The organism is Agrococcus jejuensis (assembly GCF_007679035.1).
Lineage (GTDB): Bacteria > Actinomycetota > Actinomycetes > Actinomycetales > Microbacteriaceae > Agrococcus > Agrococcus jejuensis_A.
Genome location: NZ_VEFR01000003.1, coordinates 187,960 through 208,650 on the forward strand (window position 1 = coordinate 187,960; position 20,691 = coordinate 208,650).

Sequence of the window (20,691 nt, forward strand, 5' to 3'; positions counted from 1 at the left end):
CTGCCCAGCCATGCGCGTGGTCGTGTCGAGCGGGGACGTCGCGTGGTCTCGTGACGGCTCCTCGCTGCGCTCGGGGCCTCCTCGACCAGCAGGCGGGCAGCAGCGAGCCCGTGCCTACGCCAGCTGCACCCCGTCGACGTAGCGCCACGCATCCGTGCGCGCGAAGCGCGACCGCTCGTGCACGACGAAGCGCTCGCCGTCCTCCACGTACGACGCGCGGAACGTCACGGAGCCCTCCCGATCGAACGGACCGCCCGCCTCCGTGGCCTCGATCTCGAGCCCGATCCAGCGCTCGTCGCCCGGCTCGATCGTCGGCGGTCGCGTCGACGCGTCCCACGACGCGAGCAGCCAGTCGGGCCGGCGCAGCGCGAACGCCGAGTATCGCGATCGCATGAGCGCCTCGGCGGTGGGTGCGGGTCGCGCGCCGTCGTGCACGGGCTCGCAGCACTCGGCGTACGGCAGGCCCGTCGAGCAGGGGCAGCGCATGCCGGTCAGGCGCCGAACGCGGCGAAGCGCTCGATGTCGTTCTGGTTCCCGGAGATGATCACGAGGTCGTGCGCCGACACGACGGTCTCGGGCGTCGCGTACGTGAATGCGCCGCCTGGGCTCTTCACGCCCACGACCGTGAGGTTGTACTTCGAGCGGATGCGCGACTCCGACAGCGCCACGTCGCGCAGGTGCTTCGGCGGGTACATCTTCACGATCGCGAAGTCGTCGTCGAACTGGATGTAGTCGAGCATGCGGCCCGACACGAGGTGCGCGACGCGCTCGCCGGCCTCCGCCTCGGGATAGACGATGTGGTTCGCGCCGATGCGCGACAGGATCTTGCCGTGCGACTGGCTGATGGCCTTCGCCCAGATCTGCGGGATCTTCAGGTCGACGAGGTTCGCCGTGATGAGCACCGACGCCTCGATCGACGAGCCGACCGCGACGACGGCGATCGAGAAGTCCTGCGCGCCGACCTGACGCAGGGCGTCGATCGAGCGCGCATCCGCCTGCACCGTGTGGGTGAGGCGCTCCGACCACTTCTGCACGAGCGAGATGTCGTCGTCGATCGCGAGCACCTCGCGGTCGAGGCGCGCGAGCTGCCCGGCCGTGGCTGCACCGAAGCGGCCGAGGCCGATGACGAGCACGGGGGCGTCGTGCGGGATGCGCTCAACCAACGATCGGCCTCTCCTCGGGGCGGGTGAACAGCTGCTGCGTCTGGCTGGCCGCGAGCGCGGCAGCGAGGGTAACGCTACCGATGCGGCCGACGAACATCGTCGCCGCGAGCACGGCCTTCGCCGCCCATGGCAGGTCGCCGTGCGTGAAGCCCGTCGACAGCCCGCATGTCGCGAACGCGCTGATGACGTCGAACAGCACGTAGTCGAGCGGCTCGTGGGTGATCTGCAGCAGCAGGATCGTCGAGATGGCGACGATCGTCGCTCCCCACAGCACGACCGAGACCGCGAGACGCAGCACGTCGGAGGGGATGCGGCGGCCGAACGCCTCCATCGACGTGCGACCGCGCGCCTCGGCGATGGCGGCGAGGAACAGGATCATGAGCGTCGTCACCTTGACGCCGCCGGCCGTCGACGCCGAGCCGCCGCCGATGAACATGAGCATGTCGGTGACGAGCAGGCTCGAGTTGTTGAGGGCGCCGAGGTCGTGCGTGGCGAAGCCGCCCGAGCGCGACATCGTCGACATGAACAGCGACTGCAGCACCTGCTGCCCGAAGTCGGCATCGCCCCACGAGTCGGCGTTGCCGAGCTCGAGCACGAGGTAGGCGAGGCCGCCGGCGACGAACAGGCCGAGCGAGCCGAAGAGCGTGAGCTTGACGTGCAGCGACCACAGGCGCGGGTGCTTGAGGTTGCGCAGCAGCACGAAGTAGACGGGGAAGCCGAGGGCGCCCATGAAGACGCCGACCATGATGACGCCGAGGAACCACGGGTCGGTCGCATAGGGCGTGAGCCCCTCGACCGTGGGGATGAAGCCCGAGTTCGTGAACGACATGAACGCGTAGTAGACGGCCTGGTACAGGGCATCCCAGAACGGCACGCCCTCGAGCAGGATGCGCGGCAGCAGCAGCAGGATGAGCACGGCCTCGATCGTCAGCACCGAGATGGCGATGATCCGCAGCAGCCCGCCGACGTCGCCGAGGCGGATGGCCTGCCCCTCCTTCACGACGCCTCTGCGCACGCGGGAGGGGTTCGTGTCGCCGGCGGCCATGAGGCGCTGCTTGAGGCCGAGGCGGCGCGCCACGGTCATGCCGAGCAGCGACGCGAGCGTCAGCACGCCGATGCCGCCCACCTGCACGCCGACGAGCACGAGCGCGTTGCCGAACGGGCTCCAGTGCGTGGCCATGTCGACGGTCGCGAGGCCCGTGACGCAGATGACGCTCACGGCGGTGAAGAGCGCGTCGATGAAGGATGCCGGGGGCTCGTCGCCGCGCGTCGCGAGCGGCGTCATGAACAGCAGCGTCCAGATGATGTTGAGCGTGGCGAAGACCGCGATCGCGAAGCGCGCCGGGTACTGGCTCGCGAACGCCTCGATGCGGTCGCGGACGCGAGCGAGCAGGGGTCCCTGGTCCCGCTGCGCGGCCGTCTCCACCATGCCGCTCCTCTCCGCTGGCGCACTCGCGTGCGACCTGAGCGTAGACCGGCCGAGCGACCTCGAGGCGCAGATGCGCGCGTCTCGCCGGGGGTCGTCCCGCGCGCGGCGTTGGACGCGGCGCATTCCGCGCTGGCAATATGTCGCCATGGCCGACATCTTCAGCGTGATCGCGGACGCCACGAGACGCGAGATCCTCGGCGTGCTCCTCGACCGTCGCGCGACGACCGGCGAGGCGAGCGTCAGCGAGATCGTCGAGGCGCTCGGCGTCGCCCAGCCGACCGTGTCGAAGCACCTGAAGACGCTGCGCGACGTCGGGCTCGTCGAGGTGCGCGAGGAGGGCCAGCACCGCTACTACCGCATCGATCCGGCGCCGCTCGACGAGGTCGACGACTGGCTCATGCCGTTCGTGTTCGCGGGCGACGACCAGGGTCACGAGGGCGGCCTGGGCGCTGCGGCCTTCGCCGCGTGGGCCGGGGCGAACGTGTCGTTCAAGTCGGCCGCCGAGCAGGCGCGCACCGCTGCCGAGCAGGCGCTCGAGCGCGCCAACCACATGGTCGAGAACCCGGCGCCCGTGGGCGAGTCCCTCGGTCGCCGCGTGGCGGACGCCGCGCACGAGGCGCGCCAGAAGGCCGCCGAGCTGCAGACGTGGCTCGACGAGCTGCAGGAGCGCATCGACGAGCGCCGCGGTGGCGCCTCGCGCGCGATCGAGCAGGCGCGCGACCGTCTGCGCCGCCGCGACTGAGGTCGTCGCTCGCAGCCGCAGGCGACCGCATCCGTCGGACATCCGCTGGTGCGATAGGCTGGTCGGCAGTGTTCTCCGGCGCGCTCCGCGGTCGGCAGAGACGTCACGACATCGGAAAGCGAGGATCGAAATGGGTTCGGTCGTCAAGAAGCGCCGCAAGCGCATGGCCAAGAAGAAGCACCGCAAGCTGCTGCGCAAGACGCGTCACCAGCGTCGCAACCGCAAGTAGGCGACTGCTTCGACTCAGCGCTCGACACCACGGTGTCGGGCGCTTCGTCGTTCCCGGGAGCGATCTCGGCGGCGGCTGCCGCCTACGCTGGAGGCATGGTCGAGGTCACGTTCGTCGCGAAGCCCGGCTGCCACCTGTGCGACGTGGCCCGCCCCATCGTCGAGGCCGTCGTGGGCGAGTTCCCGGGCCGTGCGACGGTCGTGGAGCTCGACATGACGCAGGACGCGGCGCTCGCCGAGCGCTGGAGCGAGGACGTCCCCGTCGTGCTCGTCGACGGCCGCCCGCACGCGTCGTGGCGCGTCGACGCCGACCGCCTGCGCGACCGCATCGCCCGCGCGCTCGGCTGACGCCGACGCGAACGAGCGCGCAGCGGGACGGCGCTCGCGCCCGTCAGCGCATCCAGACCGTGGATCCGCGCAGATCGCGCCGCGCGGCGCGAGCCGCGGTCACGCGACGGGCTTGAAGAAGGGGATCGAGCCCCACGGCCGGTGCACCTCGCCGCGGCCGGCCTTCGTGCCGCCGAGCACCATGTGCACGATCGTCGCGATGCCCGCGACGACGACGACCGTGAACCACACGCCCAGGCCGATCATCACGGCGACGCCCTCGTGATCGTGCGAGAGGGCGCTGATCAGGGCCGCGGGCAGCACGAGCACCAGCGCCCCGCCGATCGTCAGCGTCGCGAACGTCAGCTGCCAGTTCGCCGCCTGCCGCGACACCTCGGCCGCGAACCCGCCGGCGGGGCGCAGCCGCAGGTGCGTCACGACGGGCGCGACCCACGACACGATCTGCGACACGATCGGCACGGGCACGAGGTAGACGAAGCCGATCCACCAGGCGAGCGCGCCCGTGACGGGCATCGGGTACGACTGGGGCTCGGGGCCGCCGAGGGCGCCGGGCGCCACCTCGTATCGGTCGTGCTGCTCGGGGGTGGTCATCGCATCCGCCGCTCGTGCGTCAGGGCTCGAGGCGCGTCGGGCCGCGGAACAGGTAGGTCGTCTCGCGGATCGACGGCAGGCCGAGCATGAGCATGACGACGCGGGCGAGGCCCATGCCGAAGCCACCGTGCGGGGGCACGCCGTAGCGGAAGAAGTCGAGGTAGCTGCTGAGCTCCTCGGGGTCCATGCCCTTCGACCGCGCCTGGTCCTCGAGCACCTCGACGCGGTGCTCGCGCTGCGCGCCCGTCGCGATCTCGGTGCCCTTGTAGAGCAGGTCGTACGAGCGCGTCAGGCCCTCGCCGTGACGCATGTGGTAGAACGGCCGCACCGTGTCGGGGTAGTCGGTGACGAACACGAAGTCGTGGCCCATCGTCTCGGCGACGTGGGCGCTGACCTGGCGCTCGGCCTCGGGGTCGAGGTCGCCGTCGGCGCGCTCGATCGTGTGGCCGCGAGCCTCGACGATCTGCTTCGCCTCGGCGTGCGTGATGCGCGGGAACGGCAGCGTCGGCACCTGCAGCTCGATGCCGAAGGCGTCGCGCACCTGGTCGCCGTAGCGCTCCACGACGGCCGTGATCGCGTCGGTCAGCAGCGCCTCGTGGTGCGCCATGACGTCCTCGTGGCTGTCGATCCACGACAGCTCGGCGTCGACCGAGGTGAACTCGGTCGCGTGGCGGGAGGTGAACGACGGGTCGGCGCGGAAGGCCGGCGCGATCTCGAAGATCTTGCCGAAGCCGGCGCCCTGCGCCATCTGCTTGAAGAACTGCGGGCTCTGCGCGAGGTACGCGGTCGTCTCGAAGTAGGGCACCTCGAAGAGCTCGGCGCGCGACTCGGAGGCCGAGGCCATGAGCTTCGGCGTGTGGATCTCGATGAAGTCCTCGTCGATCCAGCGCGTGCGGAACGCGTGCTCGATGGCCGTCTGCACGCGGAAGACGAGCTGCGCCTCGGGGCGGCGCAGGTCGAGCATGCGGTGGTCGAGGCGCTTGTCGATGCCCGTCTCGGCGTCGATGGGCGAGTCGAGCGCGGTCGTCTCGACGACGAGCGACGCGACCTTCACCTCGAGGCCGCCGAGCTTCACGCGCTCGTCGTGCTTCAGCTCGCCCTCGACGGTGACGAACGAGCCGTGCATGAGGGCCGAGATCGACGCGGCCGTGTCGGCGGTGTCGTCGTTCACGGGGTTCACGAGCTGAGCCGAGCCCGACTCGTCGCGCAGGATGACGAACTGCACGCGCTTCTGATCGCGCACCGTCTCGACCCATCCCTGGACCTTGACGGGTCCGGCGTCGTGGGCGGCGAGGTCGGCGATGAGGGTGCGTGCAGTCACCCGTACAGCCTACGGGCGTGCGCGTGCGCGATTCGCGCCCGCCGTCCACCCCTCGCGCGACGAGACCGCGGACGCGCATGCTGGCGCGATGACCGATGCGGATGCCGGAGCGGCTGCGGATGCCGACGCGATCGACGCCGAGCGCTGGCTCGTGATCGACGGTCGGCGGTGGCGCCGCACCGATCCGTCGCTGCCCGACGACGTGCAGGAGGCGCTGCGGTCGCACCTCGGCCGGGCGCGCTCGGCGGTGCGCGCGGGCAAGGCGGCGGGCGACGACCGCGCGATCGCCGCGGCGCGACGCCGGGTCGACGCCGCGAAGCACGGCCTCGGCGAGCGCGGCCCGCGCTGGTGGGACGAGCCCGAGACCGAGCGTCTCGCCCGCGCCCGCGACGCCATCCGCGAGCTCGATCGCCTCGCGTAGGCGTCAGCGGCCGTGCGCGGCACGCCAGCGCGCGATGCCCTCGTCGACGGGGAACGCCGAGGGCAGCATCGCGACCGCACCGCCGTCCTTCGCGACGAGGTAGGGGCCGCTGCCGATGAGCATGCGGTCGCGGTCGCCGGTCGCGACGAAGGCCGCGGCGTTCCACGCGACGATCCACACGTCGCCGTGATCGCGGATGCCGGCGACGCCGCGCTCGCCGTCGAAGATCGCGTATCGCGCGCCCGACTGCGCCTCGAGCGCGTCGAGCAGCAGCCGCACGATCTCGAGCGCGCGCTCGCGCGAGATGCCGGGCGGCGTCTCGCGCTCGGCGACCACGGCGGTCAGCCCGCCGAGCTCGTCGCGACGATCTGCCCGCCGCCGACCGCGACGAACTTCGTCGGCTCGATGGCGATGACGACGCGCTCGGCGGCGTCGTCGATGGGGTAGTCCATCCCGTAGCGGTGCTGCAGGCCCTTGTAGAACGAGGCGACGTCGTCGTCGTCGGTCACGTCGACGACGCGTCCGCGCACCTCGAGCGCGCGCAGCGGCGACGCCGGGTCGTGGATCGAGAACGACACGCGGCCCTCGTGCTCGAGGTTGCGGAACTTCTGCCGCGAGCGCGTGTGGGTGATGCGGATGACGCGGCCGTCCCAGTCGAACCACATGACGCTCGACTGCGGGGCGCCGTCGGGGCGCACGGTCGCCATGTGGGCGTAGTGCGCGTCGGCGAGCAGGTCGGCGTGCGAGTCGGGCAGCACGGGGTGCAGCGGGGATCCCATGCATCCAGCGTGGCACGCGGCGACGACCCCCGGAAGGGCTGCGCCTCGCGCTGGTCAGAGGCAGGTCCCACCGTCCGGCGGCGTCGTGACGTCCATGGCAGCTCCACGCCGGTGATCCTGGTGACGCCGCAGCGGCAGCGCCGCCGCCGCGCCGTGACGCTGACCGGTGCGCCGAGGGAAGATCGCCCTCGAGGCGCCGCTCAGCGTCACATCCTGCCCACCGCAGCGTCGGGGGTGCCGTCTACCGTCGGGCCATGACCGCATCCGCGTGCCTCGTGCCCGACTGCGACGACGCCGCGCAGGCCGACGCGCTCGTCGCCCTGTGCGCGCACCACCTCGCGCTCGCCGCGGAGTCGGCGGTCGTCGAGGACGTGCTGCCGCATCCGTGCCCCGTCTGCGCCGGCCGCATCGGCATCCGGATGCCGTCGGGCACCGTGTGCGCGACGTGCGAGTGGCGGGTGGGCGAGGTGCCCGACGCCGATCTCCCTCCGCCGCGCGTCGACGTCGTCTACGCCCTGCGGTTCGAGGACCGCGTGAAGATCGGCACGACGTCGAACCTGCGGCAGCGGCTCGGCGCCATCTGGCACGAGGAGCTCGTCGCGCTCGAGCGCGGCGACCGCTCGCTCGAGCAGCGCAGGCACGCCGAGCTGTCCGAGGCGCGCATCGGCCGCACCGAGTGGTTCCGCATCACCGACGAGGTCGCCGCCCATCTCGCTGCGATCGGCGACGGTCGCGACCCGTGGATGCAGCACGCGCGCTGGCGCAGCGAGGCGCTCGCGCTGCGCGGGCTCGGCTGACGCTGCAGCAGCAGGCCACTGGTCGGGAGGCATAGGCGCGCTCGGTACCATGACGGCCATGTCCGCCCGCCTGCATCTCGTGCGTCACGGCGAGGTCGACAACCCCGAGCGCATCCTCTACGGGCGCCTCCCCGGCTATCCCCTCACCGAGCGTGGGCAGCGCATGGCGGCGCTGGCCGCCGAGAGCGTCGACCGCCCGGTCGCGCGCGTCTACGCGAGCCCGCTCGTGCGCGCGCAGCAGTCGGCGGCACCGTGGGTCGAGCGTGCCGGCGTCGAGCTGCGCACCGAGCACCGCATCATCGAGCCGGTCAACGCGTTCGAGGGCAAGACGCTCGCGTCGATCCGCGCGCTGCGCGACCCGAGGATGCTGCGCCTCGTGTGGAACCCGTTCCTGCCGACGTGGGGCGAGCCGTACGCGGCGATCGCCGCGCGCGTCGAGGCGGCGATGACGGATGCGCTCGACGAGCTCGCCGAGTCGGGCGACGAGGGCGACGTCGTCTTCGTGAGCCACCAGGCGCCCATCTGGATCACCCACCGGCACCTCGCGGGCCAGCGCCTCTGGCACGACCCGCGTGCGCGTCGCTGCGCGCTCTCGTCGATCACGACGTTCGAGCGACGCGGCGACCGATTCGTCGAGGTGGGCTACGACGACCCGGCGGCGTCGATCGACGCCGTCGACCTAGGAGCAGTGTGATGCGCGGTGCGATCCGCACGACCAGGACCGTCCGATCGGTGGTCGCCGCTGCCGCGGCGCTCGCGATCGTCGCGCTCGCCGGCTGCTCGAGCGACGACGGCATCGCGAACGAGGGCGACTCCGGCTACGTCTCCGGCAACCGTGCGATCCAGGAGTTCCCGGCCGACGAGCGGCAGGCGGCCCCGTCGTTCGGCGGCACGCTGTCGAACGGCGACGAGTGGACGTCGGACGATCACGCGGGCGAGGTCATGGTGGTGAACTTCTGGTACGCCGCGTGCCCGCCCTGCCGCGTCGAGGCGCCGTTCCTCGCCGAGCTCGCGACGGAGTACGACGGCGAGGTCACTTTCATCGGCGTCAACGTGCGCGACGGCGCGGCGCAGGCGACCGCGTTCGACGAGACGTTCGGCATCCCGTACGAGTCGATCCTCGACGCCGACACCGGGGATGCGCAGCTCGCGTTCGTCGAGGCCGGCACCATCACGCCCACGGCCGTGCCGACGACGCTCGTCATCGCCGCCGACGGCACGATCGCGGCTCGCGTCACGGGTGCGCTGCAGGCGGCGAGCATCCTCTCGACGATCCTCGACGACGAGCTGGCGTGAACCCGGCCGATCCGATCTACGCGGGCCAGCTGCTGCTCGCGATGCCCATCGCCCTCGCCGCAGGCGTCGTCGCGTTCGCCTCGCCGTGCGTGCTGCCGCTCGTGCCCGGCTACCTCGGGCTCGTCTCGTCGCTCGCCGGCGGCAAGGACTCGCGTCGCAGGCTGCTGCTCGGCGTCGCGCTCTTCATCGCCGGATTCACGCTCGTCTTCGTGCTCGGATCGTTCGTCGTCGGCGCGTCGAGCGAGTTCCTCATCCGGTACCGCGACGTGCTCATGCGCGTGCTCGGCGGCGTGCTCGTGGTCATGGGGCTCGTGTTCATCGGCCAGCTCACGGTGCTGCAGCGCATGTGGAAGCCACGGCAGGTGCGCGCGGGCGGCATGTGGGCGGCGCCGCTCGTCGGCATCGTCTTCGCCGTCGGCTGGACCCCCTGCATCGGCCCGACGTTCGCGGCGATCAGCGTGCTCGCGCTCGACTCGGGCACCGCCTGGCAGGCGGCGCTGCTCGGACTCGTCTACTCGCTCGGACTCGGCATCCCGTTCCTCCTCCTCGCGCTGGGGTTCGGATGGGCGTCGCGCGGCGTCGCGTTCGTGAAGCGGCACATCCGCGCCATCAACATCGTCGGCGGTGCCATGCTCATCGTGCTCGGCGTGCTCATGCTGTCGGGCATCTGGATGCAGGTGTCCGACGCGATCCAGGGATGGGTGGGGAATGTCGTCACGATCCTCTGACTCGGCGAAGGCCGCGAAGGCCGACGCTGCCGCGGCCGCCAAGGTCGCGAGGGACGACGCGGGCCACGACCCGATGCGCCCCTCCGACCACGTCGACGGCACCCCGCAGACGGAGGCCGCCGGCGGCCCGCGCCTCGGCCCCGTCGGCTGGCTGCGGTTCGCGTGGCGTCAGCTCACGAGCATGCGCACGGCCATCGTGCTGCTGCTCATGCTCGCCCTCGCCGCCGTGCCGGGCAGCCTCGTGCCGCAGCGCTCGAGCGACCCGAACGGCGTCATCGCCGTGCGCGACGCGAACCCCGACCTCGTGTGGCTCTACGACGCGCTGCAGCTGCACGACGTCTACACGAGCCCCTGGTTCTCGGCCATCACGATCCTGCTGCTCGTCTCGCTCGTCGGCTGCGTCATCCCGCGCATGCGCCACCACTGGGCGGCGATGCGCGCGCGCCCGCCGAAGACGCCCGCCCGGCTGTCGCGCCTCGTCGGCTTCCAGACCGTGCCGGGCGACGCCTCCGACGTCGACCGAGCCGAGGGCGTGCTCAGGCGGCTCGGCTACCGCACCGAGCGCTACGGCGACTCCGTGTCGGCCGAGCGCGGCTACCTGCGCGAGACGGGCAACCTGATCTTCCACGCGTCGATCGTCGTCATCGTCGTCGCGATCGTCGCGGGCAGCGGCTTCGGCTTCCAGTCGCAGCGGCTCGTGGTCGAGGGGGAGGGGTTCTCGCTCTCGGGTGCGAGCCTCGACACCCTGAACACCGGGCAGTGGGTGTCGGCCGACGACCTGCCGGGGTTCGGCATCCACCTCGACGAGCTCGACGTCGTCTACGAGACCGAGAACGTCGATGCCATCGGGCAGCCCCTCGACTTCACGGCCTTCGTGCAGGTGACCGAGGATGGCGACACGCACCCCGGCCAGATCCGCATCAACGAGCCGCTGCGCGTGCAGGGCAGCGACCTCTACCTCATCTCCAACGGCTACGCGCCCCAGATCACGGTGACGAACGCCGACGGCACGGTCGTGTTCGACGAGATCGTGCCGTTCCTCGCGCAGGACAACGAGATGACGAGCCTCGGGGTCATCAAGCTGCCCGATGGGCTCGCCGAGCAGGTGGGGCTGCAGGGCTTCTTCTACCCGTCGGCGGCGCAGCTCGACACGGGCGCCTACGCGTCGTACTACCCCGACCTGCTCAACCCGCTGCTGTCGCTGCAGGTGTACACGGGCGACCTCGGCCTCGACGACGGCGTGCCGCAGTCCGTGTACCAGCTCGACACCGAGGACATGGAGCAGGTCGCCGGCCGCGACTCCGCCGAGCCCGCGCTGCTCATCGGGCCGGGCGAGACGGTCGACCTGCCCGACGGCCTCGGCACGATCTCGTTCGAGGGCATCCGCCGCTACGCCGTCATCGACGTGCACCGCGACGTGACGCAGGGCTGGGTGCTCGGCGGCGCGATCGCGCTCGTCGCGGGCCTGCTCGCGAGCCTGCTCATCCCGCGCCGCCGCCTGTGGGTGAAGGCCACGGAGCAGGGCCTCGAGCTCGCCGGTCTCGCACGCGGCGAGGATCCGAGGCTCGAGGGTGCCGTCGACGACCTCGCACGCAGGCTGCGCGGCGACGACGCAGACGACCTGCCTCCCAAGCACCGATGGGGCCGCGCGACCGAACCCGGCCGCGCCGCCGACGACGACCCGAAGTAGGATTCGCTCATGCCCGACGTCTCGTGGGACTCGTACTCCCTGCTCGCCGTCTACTCGTCGATGGCCGTCTACGCGATCGCGTTCATCGCGTTCGCCTTCGACGTCGCGCGCCGCCGCGACCCCGCCGAGGTGCGCGAGCGCGAGCTCGTCGCCGCAGGCGGCGGCACGACCACGACCGCGACCGAGACGCCGACGAGGGGTCCTCGCCGCAACCTCGCGAAGGTGGGCTTCGCGCTCACGGTGCTCGCATGGGTGCTGCACGTCGCGGGCACCGTCATGCGCGGCATCGCCGCCGGGCGCGTGCCGTGGGCCAACATGTACGAGTTCGCGCTCACGTCGATCGCGATCATCGTCGGCATCTTCGTGTTCGCGCAGCTGTGGCGCGACCTGCGCTTCCTCGGCGTCTACATCACGGGCCTCGCGACGGTGTTCCTCGGCGTCGCGACCGTGAACTTCTACGTGTCGCCCACGCCGCTGCCGCCTGCGCTGCAGTCGTACTGGCTCGTCATCCACGTCTTCGTCGCGGCGCTCGGCACGGGCTTCTTCGCCCTCGGCTCGGGGCTCAGCATCCTGCAGCTCATCCGCTCGAGGGCGTCGGGCCTCGCCTACGTCGACCGGCTGCCGGGCGCGAGCGCGCTCGAGGACCTCTCGTACCGCGTGTCGGTCATGGGCTTCATCTTCTGGACCTTCACGCTCATCGCCGGCGCCGTCTGGGCCGAGCACGCGTGGGGCCGCTACTGGGGCTGGGACACCAAGGAGGTGTGGACGTTCGTCATCTGGGTCGTCTACGCCGGCTACATCCACGCCCGCGCGACGCGCGGCTGGCGCGGCACGCGATCCGCATGGCTGCAGCTGATCGGCTTCGCGGCGATCCTCTTCAACTTCACGATCGTCAACGTCTACTTCAAGGGCCTGCACACGTACTCGGGCCTGCCCGAGTGATCCGGGCGGCCTGACGCGTCAGGCTCGTTCGCGCGTCAGGCTGGTTCGCGCGTCAGGCCTGCTCGGCGAGCACGGCGTACGAGGCCTCGAGCCGGCGGCGCCACCACGCGGTGCGCTCCGCGGATGCGGCGTGCCAGGCCAGGTGATGCTCGTCGACGTCGAGGCGGCCCACGGGGATGCTGCCGCCGACGGGCAGCAGCGGCCCCGCGACGTCGTGCTCGAGCAGCGCGCCCGTGCCGAGGCCGCAGTCGTACGGCAGCTCGGGCAGCGCCGCGGCGAGCGCCCCGCCCTGCGACAGCCCCACCGACGTGTCGAGGGCGCTCGACACCACGGCCGGCAGCCCCGCCTCGGCGACGATCGCGAGCGCGCGACGCACGCCGCCGAGCGGCTGCGCCTTCACGACGAGCACGTCCGCCGCGTTCGCGGCGACGACGGCCAGGGGGTCGGACGCCTTGCGCACCGACTCGTCGGCCGCGATCGGCACGCCGATGCGGTGCACGCGGGCCCGCAGCTCGGCGAGCTCGGGCACGGTCGCGCACGGCTGCTCGGCGTACTCGAGGTCGAGGTGCTCGAGCGCGCGGATCGCGGTCTCGGCCTCGTCGACGTTCCAGCCCCCGTTCGCGTCGATGCGGATGCGGGCGTCGGGCAGCAGCGTGCGCACCTCGCGCACGCGCGCGACGTCGTCGGCGAGCCTCTGCCCGCGTTCGGCGACCTTCACCTTCACGGTGCGGCAGCCGTCGTAGCGGGCGAGCACGCCCGCCACGGCGGCGGGCGCGACCGCCGGCAGGGTCGCGTTGACCGGGATGCGGTCGCGCAGCGCAGGCGGGCGGGGCAGCCACGCGTCCTCGATCGCGGCGGCGAGCCAGGTCGAGGCCTCGTCGGGCTCGTACTCGAGGAAGGGGCTCCACTCGCCCCAGCCCTCCGGGCCCCGCACGAGGGCTGCCTCGCGGTGCTCGACCCCGCGGAAGCGGGTGGCGAGCGGCAGGTGCACGACATGGAGCGCGTCGAGCAGCGCGTCGATGGGCGGGAGCATCGGCTCCATCCTGGCCGACGCGCCTCCGACCGCACCAGCACCGACTCCGCCGGAGCGCACCGGGTTCGCGGCTCGGCCTCAGGCGGCGCGTGCTCGCGTACGGCATGCTGGTGCGCATGACGACGACCGAGATGCCCTGGGTCACCGAGACGCGACTCGCGCCCGGGCAGCAGCCGAAGCGCAACACGGTCTTCGGATGGGTCGCCGCGGGCCTCGCGGTGCTCGGCGGGCTCATCTTCCTCGTGACGATGGGCATGCTCTTCGCCGGGCTCGCGAACCTGTTCCTCGCGGGCCTGCCGTTCTGGGGCATCCTCACGCTCGGCACGGTCGGCTGCGCCGTGAGCGCGATCGTGCGACGCGGGCGTCTCAACACCATCCTCGGCATCGGCTCGCTCGCGCTGCTCGTGCTCACGAACCCCCTCATCCCGCTCGTCGTGATCCTCGCGCTGAGCGGCGCGTGAGGCTCGCAGACGCCATCCGAGCACGTGCCCGCGGCCTCGGCCGCCTGTCGCTCGTGCTCGTGCCCATCGGGGTCGTCGGGCAGGTCGTGTCGTTCCTGCAGCAGCTCACGCATCTCTTCGCGCCCGTCGCGGGCGAGCGTCCCGGCGTCGTCGCGGTGCTCGTGACCGTGACGGTGCTCGGCGTGCTGGGCGTCGGCTGCGGACTGCTCGCGGCCGCGACGCCCGAGGGACGCCGCACCGGCGCGCTCGGCGCATCGCTCGGTGGCGCGACGCTCATCCTGTTCCTCGTCGCCAGCGTGTTCCTCTGGCGGTCGCTCGCGATCTTCTGACGCGCGGCGCCCGCTCGCAGCGGTCGCGCCGATCGTCCAGCACCCACCGGGGGACGTCTGGCATGCTCGCGGCATGTCCGCGCCGATGCCCGACTTCGAGATGCCCGCAGTGGCATCCGAGCGTCGCGGCTGGCGGCTGCGGCTGCCGCGCGGACCGCGCGCACGACGCATCGTCGGCATCGCCGTCACGGCGGTGCTGCTCGCAGGCCTCGCGATCGTGGGCGTGCCCGCGCTCGTCGAGCAGCAGCGCGCACGCGACGCCGTCGGGGTGGTCGAGCGCTACGCCGCCGACGTCGCGGACGGCGACGTGGATGCGGTCGTCGCGGCGTCGCCGCCCGACGCGGTCGAGGCGTCGGATGCGCTGCTGCGCGACGGCGCGCTCATGCCCGCAGCCGCGTTCGTCGTCGATGACGTCGAGCTGCTCGCGCTCCAGGGCCAGCGCGCCGCCGTGCGCGTGCACCACACGATCGGGCCCGACGACGGCGAGTCCATCGTCGAGCTCCTGCATCACGGCGGGGAGTGGCGCATCGTCGAGGGGCTGCTCGGCATCGCCCAGGTGCCGCACGGGCTGGCGCTCGCGCTCGGCGACGCGGCGGCCGATGGTCGCGCATGGCTGCTGCCTGGCCGCTACAGCCTCGAGCCGGTGCCGCTCGGCGTCGTCGACGTGCGCAGCAACCCCTTCGTCGTGACGCCGGGGGAGCGCGTGGACGCGTTCGTGCTGACGTCGCCGACGATGGAGGGTTCGAGCGTCGGCATCACGGCCGTGCAGGCCTTCGTCGCCGAGTACCGGGCAGCCTGCGGCGACGCGTGCTCGGGGCTGGGAGCCGAGACCGACGTGTCGCCGAGCCTCCAGTGGGACCTCGACCTCGAGTCGCGCTCGGGCACCATGACGGCGACCATCACCACGATGGCACCGAGCGCCGTCGCGGAGGCCATGGGGCCGCTCACCGCCAGCCTCATCGAGTTCGACGTCGTCATCGCCGACGACCTGCAGTCGCTCACGGTCACGCCGTCCAGCCCCGCGGCGGCGCCGTGAGCGACCGCATGCCCGACTTCGCGATGCCCTCCGAGGAGGACCTCGCCGCCGAGCGCCGCGCCGAGGCGATCGCGCACGCCCGCGCCGCCGATCCGGCGTCGGCGCTGCGCGACCGGCTGGGACTCGAGCAGGAGCCCATCGACGAGACGGCGCTCGCGGATGCGGGGCGGCTCGAGCAGCACGACGGCGACGACGAGCCGATCGCCCAGGCGGCACCGATCCTGCCGCCGCCGGATGCGGCCACCCGCATCCACTCGCGCCGTGCCGATAGGCCCGTGCGCGTGCCCTCGGCCGTGCGCCGCCGCGCGCTCGCGATCGTGCGCAACCCGGTCGTGGCATTCGCCACCGGTGCCGCGGTCGTCGCAGCGGGATTCCTCGCCGCGCCGGCGATCACGGCGTGGACCGAACGAGGGACGCTCGCCGAGCTGGAGCGCGTCGTCGAGGAGTACGAAGCCGCCATCAACGCCGGCGACGTGGAGGCGGTGCTCGCGCTGCACCGACCCGACGAGCAGACGGCGTCGATGGCGTTGCTCGACGCGGGCGTCGCACCGACGACGCTGCCGCTGGTGTCCTGCGAGAGCCCGGAGCCCGGGCGCGAGGTCGACGTCGCGACGGCGCGCTGCACGATGTCCGTCGAGACCTACGGATCGAGCGGTCAGCCGTTGCCCGTGCGCCTCGAGCGCACGGACGGTGCGTGGCGCGTCGTCTCGGGACTCGAGCAGCCCGCCTACATCGCTCCCATGCTCTTCGAGGTCGTGTCCCTCGCAGGAGTGCCCATGGCGGGCCTGCTCGACGACGACCTGGGGCAGTACTGGCTGCTGCCGGGCGGCTACGAGAGCGAGACGCGCACGACGGACCTGATCGCACTCACCGACTACGGCGGGCTGCTCGTCGGCGACTCCGGCGGTTTCCTCAACGTCTCGGCGCAGGCGGCCGACGTCGTCGTGGCCGAGGTCGAGGCCGCGGCGCTCGACTACGCCGAGTCGTGCGTGGTCGACGCGGAGTCGGCAGCGGCTTGCGGGATCGTGCCGCCACCCGCCGGGCGCGAGCTCACGGCGACGATCTCAGGCATGGGAGGGGCGCAGGACGAGCTGACCCTCACGATGCCGGTGCGCATCGGCGGCTCCGGCGAGATCGCCGCACCGAACGTCGAGGTGCTCGTGCGCTTCGACGAGACCTGGTCGTCGTACGAGCTCGAGGTCACGGGCGTCACGGAGATGTACGGATGACGGAGGGGATGCCCGACTTCGCGATGCCGTCGGAGGAGGAGCTGGCGCGGCAGCGGGCGCAGGCCGAGGACGACGCGCGGGAGGCGTCGGCGCGGGCGGCGCTCGTCGACGAGCGCGGGGAGGCGACGGCCGACGTCCCACCCACGCTCGCATCCGCACCCGTTCGCGCGCCCTCGGCCGTGGCGTCGCCGGCCCGGCGTCGCATCCTCGCCATCGTCCGCAACCCGGTGGTGACGTTCGTCGCCGGTGCAGCGCTCGTCGCCGCCGCGTTCGTCGCCGTGCCTGCGATCCAGCGGCAGGCGGAGGAGGGCTCGCTCGCAGAGCTCGACCGGGTCGTCGCCGACTACGTCAGTGCGATCGAGTCGGGCGATCTCGAGACGGCGTCGCGCATGGCACCGCCCGATGCCGCGTACGCCGAGGACTCCCTCCTCGACGCCGTCCGCACCGCCGCTCCCGCCTTCACCTGCGCCGACCCGAACGTCGACGGCGATGTGGCGACCGTCTCGTGCGGCGTCTCGGTGCCGACGTTCGGCGCTGGAGCGCCCATCCGCATGCGCCTCGTTCGCGACGGCGGGTGGCGGATCGAGACGGGGCTCGCCGTCGCGTCGCCGCTGTTCGTGACGCTCGCTCGCGTCGACGCGATCGGGGGCGCGGCGCTCCCCGACGGCGTCGACCTGCTCGAGGATCCGATCTGGCTGTACCCGGGCGTCTACGACCTCGAGGTGACGACGTCCCCGCGACTCGACGTCGAGGGCACGGAGCTCGCGGTGCTCGGCGACGGCTTCCTGTGGTTCGGCGGAGCGTCTCCGGACCCCGCGATGCTCGACGAGATGCGGACCGCCGCCCTCGACTACGTCACGGCGTGCGCCGAGACCGCAGCAGCCGGATGTCCCGAGGTCGCGCCGCTCGGGCCAGGGGAGCGCTTCGAGGCGCTCGGCGATGGCTACACCACGTCGTCCGGAAGCCTCGAGGTGGTGCTCGGCGTGCTGGTGCGCCGCGTGGGCGGCGCGCCCGACCAGTGGGGCATCGACGTGCGTGCCGTGTTCGAGGAGGACCTGCAGTCGTACACGGTCGTGCCGTCGGTGCCGTCGTTCTGAGCCGGGCGGAGCCCGACGCTCGGCGAGCCGTGACACCCCTGCGGCGTAGGCTGGGCGGGTGACCGTCTCCGAGCTCTTCGACCCGAGCGCGTGGGTCGTCTCGCCCGAGTCCGAGGGCTTCTCGGACATCACCTCGCACCGCTCGCACGACGGCCGCATCGCCCGCATCGCCTTCGACCGACCCGAGGTGCGCAACGCCTTCCGGCCCTCGACGGTCGACGAGCTGCACCGCGCCCTCTCGGCCGCGCACCTCGACTCGAAGGTCGGCGTCGTGCTGCTCACGGGCAACGGCCCGAGCCCCAAGGACGGCGGCTGGGCGTTCTGCTCCGGCGGCGACCAGCGCATCCGCGGCCGCGACGGCTACCGCTACGCCGAGGGCGACTCGGCGGCGTCGATCGATCCGGCCCGCGCGGGCCGGCTGCACATCCTCGAGGTGCAGCGCCTCATCCGCTTCATGCCGAAGGTCGTCATCGCCGTCGTGCCCGGCTGGGCGGCCGGCGGCGGCCATTCGCTGCACGTCGTGTGCGACCTCACGATCGCGAGCACCGAGCACGCGCGCTTCAAGCAGACCGACGCCGACGTCGGCTCGTTCGACGCGGGCTACGGCTCGGCCTACATGGCGCGCCAGACGGGGCAGAAGTTCGCCCGCGAGGTGTTCTTCCTCGCCCGCGAGTACTCCGCCGACCGCGCGCTCGCCGCTGGCGCGATCAACGCGTCCGTGCCGCACGCCGAGCTCGAGTCGACCGCGATCGAGTGGGCGCGCGAGATCCTCGGCAAGAGCCCTACGGCCATCCGCATGCTGAAGTACGCCTTCAACGCCGTCGACGACGGGCTCGTCGGACAGCAGCTGTTCGCCGGCGAGGCGACGCGCCTCGCATACGGCACCGACGAGGCCGTCGAGGGCCGCGACGCCTTCCTCGAGAAGCGCGACCCCGACTGGTCGCCGTTCCCCTGGGCGTACTGATGGGCGCACGCTGATGCCCGAGATCGTCGCGACGAGCGGCACGTCGGGCGTGCCCAAGCAGGTGCTGCTGTCGGATGCCGCGATCGCCGCGTCGACCGACGCCGCCAACGAGGCGCTCGGCGGCGCGGGACAGTGGGTGCTGTCGCTGCCCGACTCGTTCATCGCCGGCCGCAACGTCGTGTGGCGCAACGCGCCGTCGGGGGCGCCCCTCGTGCGCACCGAGGGCTCGTTCACGGCCGAGGCGTTCGTGACGGCCGTCGAGTCGCTCGAGCACGACCGCCGCTACACGTCGCTCGTGCCGACGCAGCTCGCTCGGCTCGTCGACGCCGCGCAGCTCGACCGCTCGTTCGCCGCGCCCATCCGCCGCCTCGACCGCATCCTGCTGGGCGGCCAGCGCGCGCCGATCGGCCTCATCGAGCGTGCGGCGCGGCTCGGCTGGAAGGTCACGCGCACGTACGGCATGACCGAGACGTGCGGCGGCTGCGTGTGGGACGGCCGGCCGCTGGGGCTCACGAAGGTGCGGCTCACCGACCAGATCGAGATCTCGGGACCGCACCTCGCCGACGGCTACTCCGACGCGGAGCTCACGGCGCGGCGCTTCGTGCAGGATGCCAGCGGCACGCGCTGGTTCCGCACGGGCGACGCCGGCTCGCTCATCGGCGGCCAGCTGCAGGTGTCGGGCCGCATCGACGACGTCATCGTGTCGGGCGGCGTCAACGTGTCGCTCGCCGCCGTCGAGCACGTCGTGCAGGTCTTCGCGCCCGACGCGGTCGTCGTCGCCGGTCCCGACGCCGAGTGGGGCGAGGTGCCCGTCGTCGTGACGACGTTGCGGCCCGACCTCGCCGAGATCCGCCAGGCGGTGCAGCACGCGCTCGGCAAGCCCGCGCGCCCCAACCACGTCGTCACGGTGTCGGTCATCCCGACGACCCACACGGGCAAGCCCGACCGCAAGCGCCTCTCCCGCCTCGTCGCGAGCCGCATGCGCCAGCGCCGCACCTCCTGGTGGCGCTCGACGCCGTCGGCGCCCCGCCCGCCGCGCTGACCGCGCTCGCGAATCCGCACCTGAGCGCGACCTCAGGTGCAGCGTGCACCTCAGGTCCCTGACAGGTGCGGATTCGACGCGCCCATCCCCAGGACGCCTTGACTGCGGTGATGGGTCCGCATGCGACGGGCACCCTGCGCGCATGGATGCATCAGCCGACCTCCGCTTCGGCGTCGCCACCGCGGCGCAGCTCCTCCGGCTCGGCTGGTCGCGGACCGACCTCGCGCGAGCAGCGAAGGCGGGCATGGTCACGGTGCTGCGCCGAGGCTGGCTCGCGCGCGACGGGGCGCATCCCGAGGTGGTGGCCGCCGTCTCGGCCGGCGGCTGCGTCGCGTGCGCGAGCGCGCTCCGCCTGCACGGCGCCTGGGTGCCCGAGCGCCTCACGACTCGGCCGCACGTGCGGTGGAGCCGCGACCTGGCGCCGCCGGACGCACCGGGATGCCGGCCGTTCGGTCGGCCGACGGGCGTCCGCACCGCTGTCGACGGTCCGGACATCGCCTTCGGGTGCCTGCTGCGATGCGCGTCGGACGAGGAGATCGTGGTCATCGCCGACTCCCTCGTGCACCTGCGGATCGCGACGATCGACGAGCTGCGGGCCTGGGCGAGGGATGCGCCCCGGCGGGTGCAGGCCCTCGTCGATCGGGTCGACGCCGCGGAGTCGGGGCTCGAGAGCATCGTGCGCCTGCGGATGCGAGCGCTGCGGGTGCGAGTGCGCACGCAGGTCTGGATCGGGAGCCATCGCGTCGACATGGTGCTGGGCGAGCTGCTCGTCATCGAATGCGACGGTGCCGAGCATCACGGCGACTGGCGAGCGCACGCCGCAGACCGGGCCCGCGATCGCGCGTTGGTCGCTGCCGGCTACGTCGTCGTGCGGCTGACGTACGCGCAGATCGTGCACGGCTGGGACGCCGTGGAGCAGGACCTCCTGGCCATCCTGCGGCGGGGCGCGCATCGCGCACCGCGTCGATTCCGCACGTGACAGGGTCCTCGGGTGCAGGGTGCGCCTCAGATGCGTGGCACGTGCA

The 20,691-nt window shown here is 72.6% G+C and carries 26 protein-coding genes; 18 read left to right on the forward strand and 8 right to left on the reverse strand.

Annotated features, from left to right (window positions below):
• Positions 1-114: 114 nt before the first annotated feature.
• Genes FS793_RS11380 through FS793_RS11390 form a run of 3 tightly spaced genes read right to left on the reverse strand, consistent with a single transcriptional unit; the run spans position 115 to position 2,592 of the window.
• Positions 115-486 carry a YchJ family protein gene (locus tag FS793_RS11380; RefSeq protein ID WP_144720632.1) on the reverse strand — a complete coding sequence of 124 codons (372 nt, stop codon included), beginning with the start codon at positions 484-486 and terminating at the stop codon, positions 115-117.
• 5 nt (positions 487-491) lie between these two features.
• Complete coding sequence (locus tag FS793_RS11385) at positions 492-1,163, reverse strand: potassium channel family protein (protein ID WP_144720633.1); 672 nt, start codon at positions 1,161-1,163, stop codon at positions 492-494.
• On the reverse strand, positions 1,156-2,592 hold the full coding sequence (locus tag FS793_RS11390; RefSeq protein WP_144720634.1) for a TrkH family potassium uptake protein: 1,437 nt from the start codon (positions 2,590-2,592) through the stop codon (positions 1,156-1,158). Before FS793_RS11390 ends, FS793_RS11385 begins: the two co-directional genes overlap by 8 nt.
• A 145-nt stretch (positions 2,593-2,737) precedes the next feature.
• On the opposite strand from FS793_RS11390, the gene FS793_RS16850 reads away from it, so the two are divergent.
• From FS793_RS16850 to FS793_RS11405, 3 genes are all read left to right on the forward strand, one after another.
• Positions 2,738-3,334: a metalloregulator ArsR/SmtB family transcription factor gene (locus tag FS793_RS16850; RefSeq protein WP_222123745.1), complete on the forward strand. Its 597-nt coding sequence runs from the start codon at positions 2,738-2,740 to the stop codon at positions 3,332-3,334.
• Between the two features lie 130 nt (positions 3,335-3,464).
• Positions 3,465-3,563, forward strand: a complete 99-nt coding sequence (locus tag FS793_RS11400) for a 30S ribosomal protein bS22 (RefSeq protein WP_021011861.1) — start codon at positions 3,465-3,467, stop codon at positions 3,561-3,563.
• A gap of 95 nt (positions 3,564-3,658) precedes the next feature.
• The gene (locus FS793_RS11405; RefSeq protein ID WP_144720635.1) at positions 3,659-3,910 is read left to right on the forward strand and encodes a glutaredoxin family protein; all 252 of its coding nucleotides are present in this window, start codon (positions 3,659-3,661) and stop codon (positions 3,908-3,910) included.
• Positions 3,911-4,009: 99 nt separating this feature from the next.
• Here FS793_RS11405 and FS793_RS11410 read toward each other — a convergent pair whose 3' ends face one another.
• Both FS793_RS11410 and aspS read right to left on the reverse strand, forming a co-directional pair.
• Positions 4,010-4,501 (reverse strand): DUF4870 domain-containing protein, encoded by a 492-nt coding sequence (locus tag FS793_RS11410; protein ID WP_144720636.1) that lies wholly within the window; start codon positions 4,499-4,501, stop codon positions 4,010-4,012.
• Between the two features lie 19 nt (positions 4,502-4,520).
• Positions 4,521-5,822: an aspartate--tRNA(Asn) ligase gene (gene aspS, locus FS793_RS11415; RefSeq protein WP_144720637.1), complete on the reverse strand. Its 1,302-nt coding sequence runs from the start codon at positions 5,820-5,822 to the stop codon at positions 4,521-4,523.
• A gap of 88 nt (positions 5,823-5,910) precedes the next feature.
• Here aspS and FS793_RS11420 point away from each other — a divergent pair, with 88 nt between their 5' ends.
• Positions 5,911-6,243 carry a biopolymer transporter Tol gene (locus FS793_RS11420; RefSeq protein ID WP_144720638.1) on the forward strand — a complete coding sequence of 111 codons (333 nt, stop codon included), beginning with the start codon at positions 5,911-5,913 and terminating at the stop codon, positions 6,241-6,243.
• 3 nt (positions 6,244-6,246) lie between these two features.
• Here the strand turns inward: FS793_RS11420 and FS793_RS11425 are convergent, their stop codons facing one another.
• The gene (locus FS793_RS11425; protein ID WP_186329471.1) at positions 6,247-6,579 is read right to left on the reverse strand and encodes a YrhB domain-containing protein; all 333 of its coding nucleotides are present in this window, start codon (positions 6,577-6,579) and stop codon (positions 6,247-6,249) included.
• A 5-nt stretch (positions 6,580-6,584) separates the two neighbouring features.
• Positions 6,585-7,022: a PPOX class F420-dependent oxidoreductase gene (locus FS793_RS11430; RefSeq protein ID WP_144720639.1), complete on the reverse strand. Its 438-nt coding sequence runs from the start codon at positions 7,020-7,022 to the stop codon at positions 6,585-6,587.
• 254 nt (positions 7,023-7,276) lie between these two features.
• Here FS793_RS11430 and FS793_RS11435 point away from each other — a divergent pair, with 254 nt between their 5' ends.
• Genes FS793_RS11435 through ccsB form a run of 6 tightly spaced genes read left to right on the forward strand, consistent with a single transcriptional unit; the run spans position 7,277 to position 12,475 of the window.
• Positions 7,277-7,819, forward strand: a complete 543-nt coding sequence (locus tag FS793_RS11435) for a GIY-YIG nuclease family protein (protein ID WP_144720640.1) — start codon at positions 7,277-7,279, stop codon at positions 7,817-7,819.
• A gap of 58 nt (positions 7,820-7,877) precedes the next feature.
• Positions 7,878-8,513, forward strand: a complete 636-nt coding sequence (locus tag FS793_RS11440) for a histidine phosphatase family protein (protein WP_186329472.1) — start codon at positions 7,878-7,880, stop codon at positions 8,511-8,513.
• Positions 8,513-9,115 carry a TlpA family protein disulfide reductase gene (locus tag FS793_RS11445; RefSeq protein WP_144720642.1) on the forward strand — a complete coding sequence of 201 codons (603 nt, stop codon included), beginning with the start codon at positions 8,513-8,515 and terminating at the stop codon, positions 9,113-9,115. Before FS793_RS11440 ends, FS793_RS11445 begins: the two co-directional genes overlap by 1 nt.
• Positions 9,112-9,843 (forward strand): cytochrome c biogenesis CcdA family protein, encoded by a 732-nt coding sequence (locus FS793_RS11450; RefSeq protein WP_440130461.1) that lies wholly within the window; start codon positions 9,112-9,114, stop codon positions 9,841-9,843. The genes FS793_RS11445 and FS793_RS11450 overlap by 4 nt, the downstream gene beginning before the upstream one ends.
• Positions 9,824-11,533 carry a cytochrome c biogenesis protein ResB gene (gene resB / locus FS793_RS11455; protein ID WP_260980131.1) on the forward strand — a complete coding sequence of 570 codons (1,710 nt, stop codon included), beginning with the start codon at positions 9,824-9,826 and terminating at the stop codon, positions 11,531-11,533. Before FS793_RS11450 ends, resB begins: the two co-directional genes overlap by 20 nt.
• Before the next feature lie 9 nt (positions 11,534-11,542).
• On the forward strand, positions 11,543-12,475 hold the full coding sequence (gene ccsB, locus FS793_RS11460; protein ID WP_144720643.1) for a c-type cytochrome biogenesis protein CcsB: 933 nt from the start codon (positions 11,543-11,545) through the stop codon (positions 12,473-12,475).
• A 52-nt stretch (positions 12,476-12,527) separates the two neighbouring features.
• Here ccsB and FS793_RS11465 read toward each other — a convergent pair whose 3' ends face one another.
• Positions 12,528-13,508, reverse strand: a complete 981-nt coding sequence (locus FS793_RS11465; RefSeq protein WP_144720644.1) for an o-succinylbenzoate synthase — start codon at positions 13,506-13,508, stop codon at positions 12,528-12,530.
• 116 nt (positions 13,509-13,624) lie between these two features.
• Between FS793_RS11465 and FS793_RS11470 the strand changes: the two genes are divergently transcribed.
• The 8 genes from FS793_RS11470 to FS793_RS11505 all read left to right on the forward strand — a co-directional run bounded on the left by FS793_RS11470 (position 13,625) and on the right by FS793_RS11505 (position 20,645).
• Positions 13,625-13,969 (forward strand): hypothetical protein, encoded by a 345-nt coding sequence (locus FS793_RS11470; protein ID WP_144720645.1) that lies wholly within the window; start codon positions 13,625-13,627, stop codon positions 13,967-13,969.
• Positions 13,966-14,298 carry a hypothetical protein gene (locus FS793_RS11475; RefSeq protein WP_144720646.1) on the forward strand — a complete coding sequence of 111 codons (333 nt, stop codon included), beginning with the start codon at positions 13,966-13,968 and terminating at the stop codon, positions 14,296-14,298. Before FS793_RS11470 ends, FS793_RS11475 begins: the two co-directional genes overlap by 4 nt.
• 73 nt (positions 14,299-14,371) lie before the next feature.
• Positions 14,372-15,334 (forward strand): hypothetical protein, encoded by a 963-nt coding sequence (locus FS793_RS16265; RefSeq protein ID WP_186329473.1) that lies wholly within the window; start codon positions 14,372-14,374, stop codon positions 15,332-15,334.
• Positions 15,331-16,563 carry a hypothetical protein gene (locus FS793_RS11485; protein WP_144720647.1) on the forward strand — a complete coding sequence of 411 codons (1,233 nt, stop codon included), beginning with the start codon at positions 15,331-15,333 and terminating at the stop codon, positions 16,561-16,563. Before FS793_RS16265 ends, FS793_RS11485 begins: the two co-directional genes overlap by 4 nt.
• A gap of 8 nt (positions 16,564-16,571) precedes the next feature.
• Positions 16,572-17,660, forward strand: a complete 1,089-nt coding sequence (locus tag FS793_RS11490; RefSeq protein ID WP_144720648.1) for a hypothetical protein — start codon at positions 16,572-16,574, stop codon at positions 17,658-17,660.
• A gap of 58 nt (positions 17,661-17,718) precedes the next feature.
• Positions 17,719-18,624 (forward strand): 1,4-dihydroxy-2-naphthoyl-CoA synthase, encoded by a 906-nt coding sequence (locus FS793_RS11495; protein WP_144720649.1) that lies wholly within the window; start codon positions 17,719-17,721, stop codon positions 18,622-18,624.
• 13 nt (positions 18,625-18,637) lie between these two features.
• Positions 18,638-19,666, forward strand: a complete 1,029-nt coding sequence (locus FS793_RS11500) for an AMP-binding protein (protein WP_144720650.1) — start codon at positions 18,638-18,640, stop codon at positions 19,664-19,666.
• A 142-nt stretch (positions 19,667-19,808) separates the two neighbouring features.
• The gene (locus FS793_RS11505; protein ID WP_144720651.1) at positions 19,809-20,645 is read left to right on the forward strand and encodes a type IV toxin-antitoxin system AbiEi family antitoxin domain-containing protein; all 837 of its coding nucleotides are present in this window, start codon (positions 19,809-19,811) and stop codon (positions 20,643-20,645) included.
• Positions 20,646-20,691 lie beyond the last annotated feature (46 nt).

Excerpts from the sequence above, each read along its gene's own strand:
- FS793_RS11380 (WP_144720632.1), bottom strand. The coding sequence starts at position 486 with ATGCGCTGCCCCTGCTCGACGGGCCTGCCGTACGCCGAGTGCTGCGAG.
- FS793_RS11390 (WP_144720634.1), bottom strand. The coding sequence starts at position 2,592 with ATGGTGGAGACGGCCGCGCAGCGGGACCAGGGACCCCTGCTCGCTCGC.
- FS793_RS16850 (WP_222123745.1), top strand. The coding sequence starts at position 2,738 with ATGGCCGACATCTTCAGCGTGATCGCGGACGCCACGAGACGCGAGATC.
- FS793_RS11400 (WP_021011861.1), top strand. The coding sequence starts at position 3,465 with ATGGGTTCGGTCGTCAAGAAGCGCCGCAAGCGCATGGCCAAGAAGAAG.
- FS793_RS11405 (WP_144720635.1), top strand. The coding sequence starts at position 3,659 with ATGGTCGAGGTCACGTTCGTCGCGAAGCCCGGCTGCCACCTGTGCGAC.
- FS793_RS11410 (WP_144720636.1), bottom strand. The coding sequence starts at position 4,501 with ATGACCACCCCCGAGCAGCACGACCGATACGAGGTGGCGCCCGGCGCC.
- FS793_RS11420 (WP_144720638.1), top strand. The coding sequence starts at position 5,911 with ATGACCGATGCGGATGCCGGAGCGGCTGCGGATGCCGACGCGATCGAC.
- FS793_RS11430 (WP_144720639.1), bottom strand. The coding sequence starts at position 7,022 with ATGGGATCCCCGCTGCACCCCGTGCTGCCCGACTCGCACGCCGACCTG.
- FS793_RS11435 (WP_144720640.1), top strand. The coding sequence starts at position 7,277 with ATGACCGCATCCGCGTGCCTCGTGCCCGACTGCGACGACGCCGCGCAG.
- FS793_RS11440 (WP_186329472.1), top strand. The coding sequence starts at position 7,878 with ATGTCCGCCCGCCTGCATCTCGTGCGTCACGGCGAGGTCGACAACCCC.
- FS793_RS11445 (WP_144720642.1), top strand. The coding sequence starts at position 8,513 with ATGCGCGGTGCGATCCGCACGACCAGGACCGTCCGATCGGTGGTCGCC.
- resB (WP_260980131.1), top strand. The coding sequence starts at position 9,824 with ATGTCGTCACGATCCTCTGACTCGGCGAAGGCCGCGAAGGCCGACGCT.
- ccsB (WP_144720643.1), top strand. The coding sequence starts at position 11,543 with ATGCCCGACGTCTCGTGGGACTCGTACTCCCTGCTCGCCGTCTACTCG.
- FS793_RS11465 (WP_144720644.1), bottom strand. The coding sequence starts at position 13,508 with ATGCTCCCGCCCATCGACGCGCTGCTCGACGCGCTCCATGTCGTGCAC.
- FS793_RS11470 (WP_144720645.1), top strand. The coding sequence starts at position 13,625 with ATGACGACGACCGAGATGCCCTGGGTCACCGAGACGCGACTCGCGCCC.
- FS793_RS16265 (WP_186329473.1), top strand. The coding sequence starts at position 14,372 with ATGTCCGCGCCGATGCCCGACTTCGAGATGCCCGCAGTGGCATCCGAG.
- FS793_RS11490 (WP_144720648.1), top strand. The coding sequence starts at position 16,572 with ATGCCCGACTTCGCGATGCCGTCGGAGGAGGAGCTGGCGCGGCAGCGG.
- FS793_RS11500 (WP_144720650.1), top strand. The coding sequence starts at position 18,638 with ATGCCCGAGATCGTCGCGACGAGCGGCACGTCGGGCGTGCCCAAGCAG.
- FS793_RS11505 (WP_144720651.1), top strand. The coding sequence starts at position 19,809 with ATGGATGCATCAGCCGACCTCCGCTTCGGCGTCGCCACCGCGGCGCAG.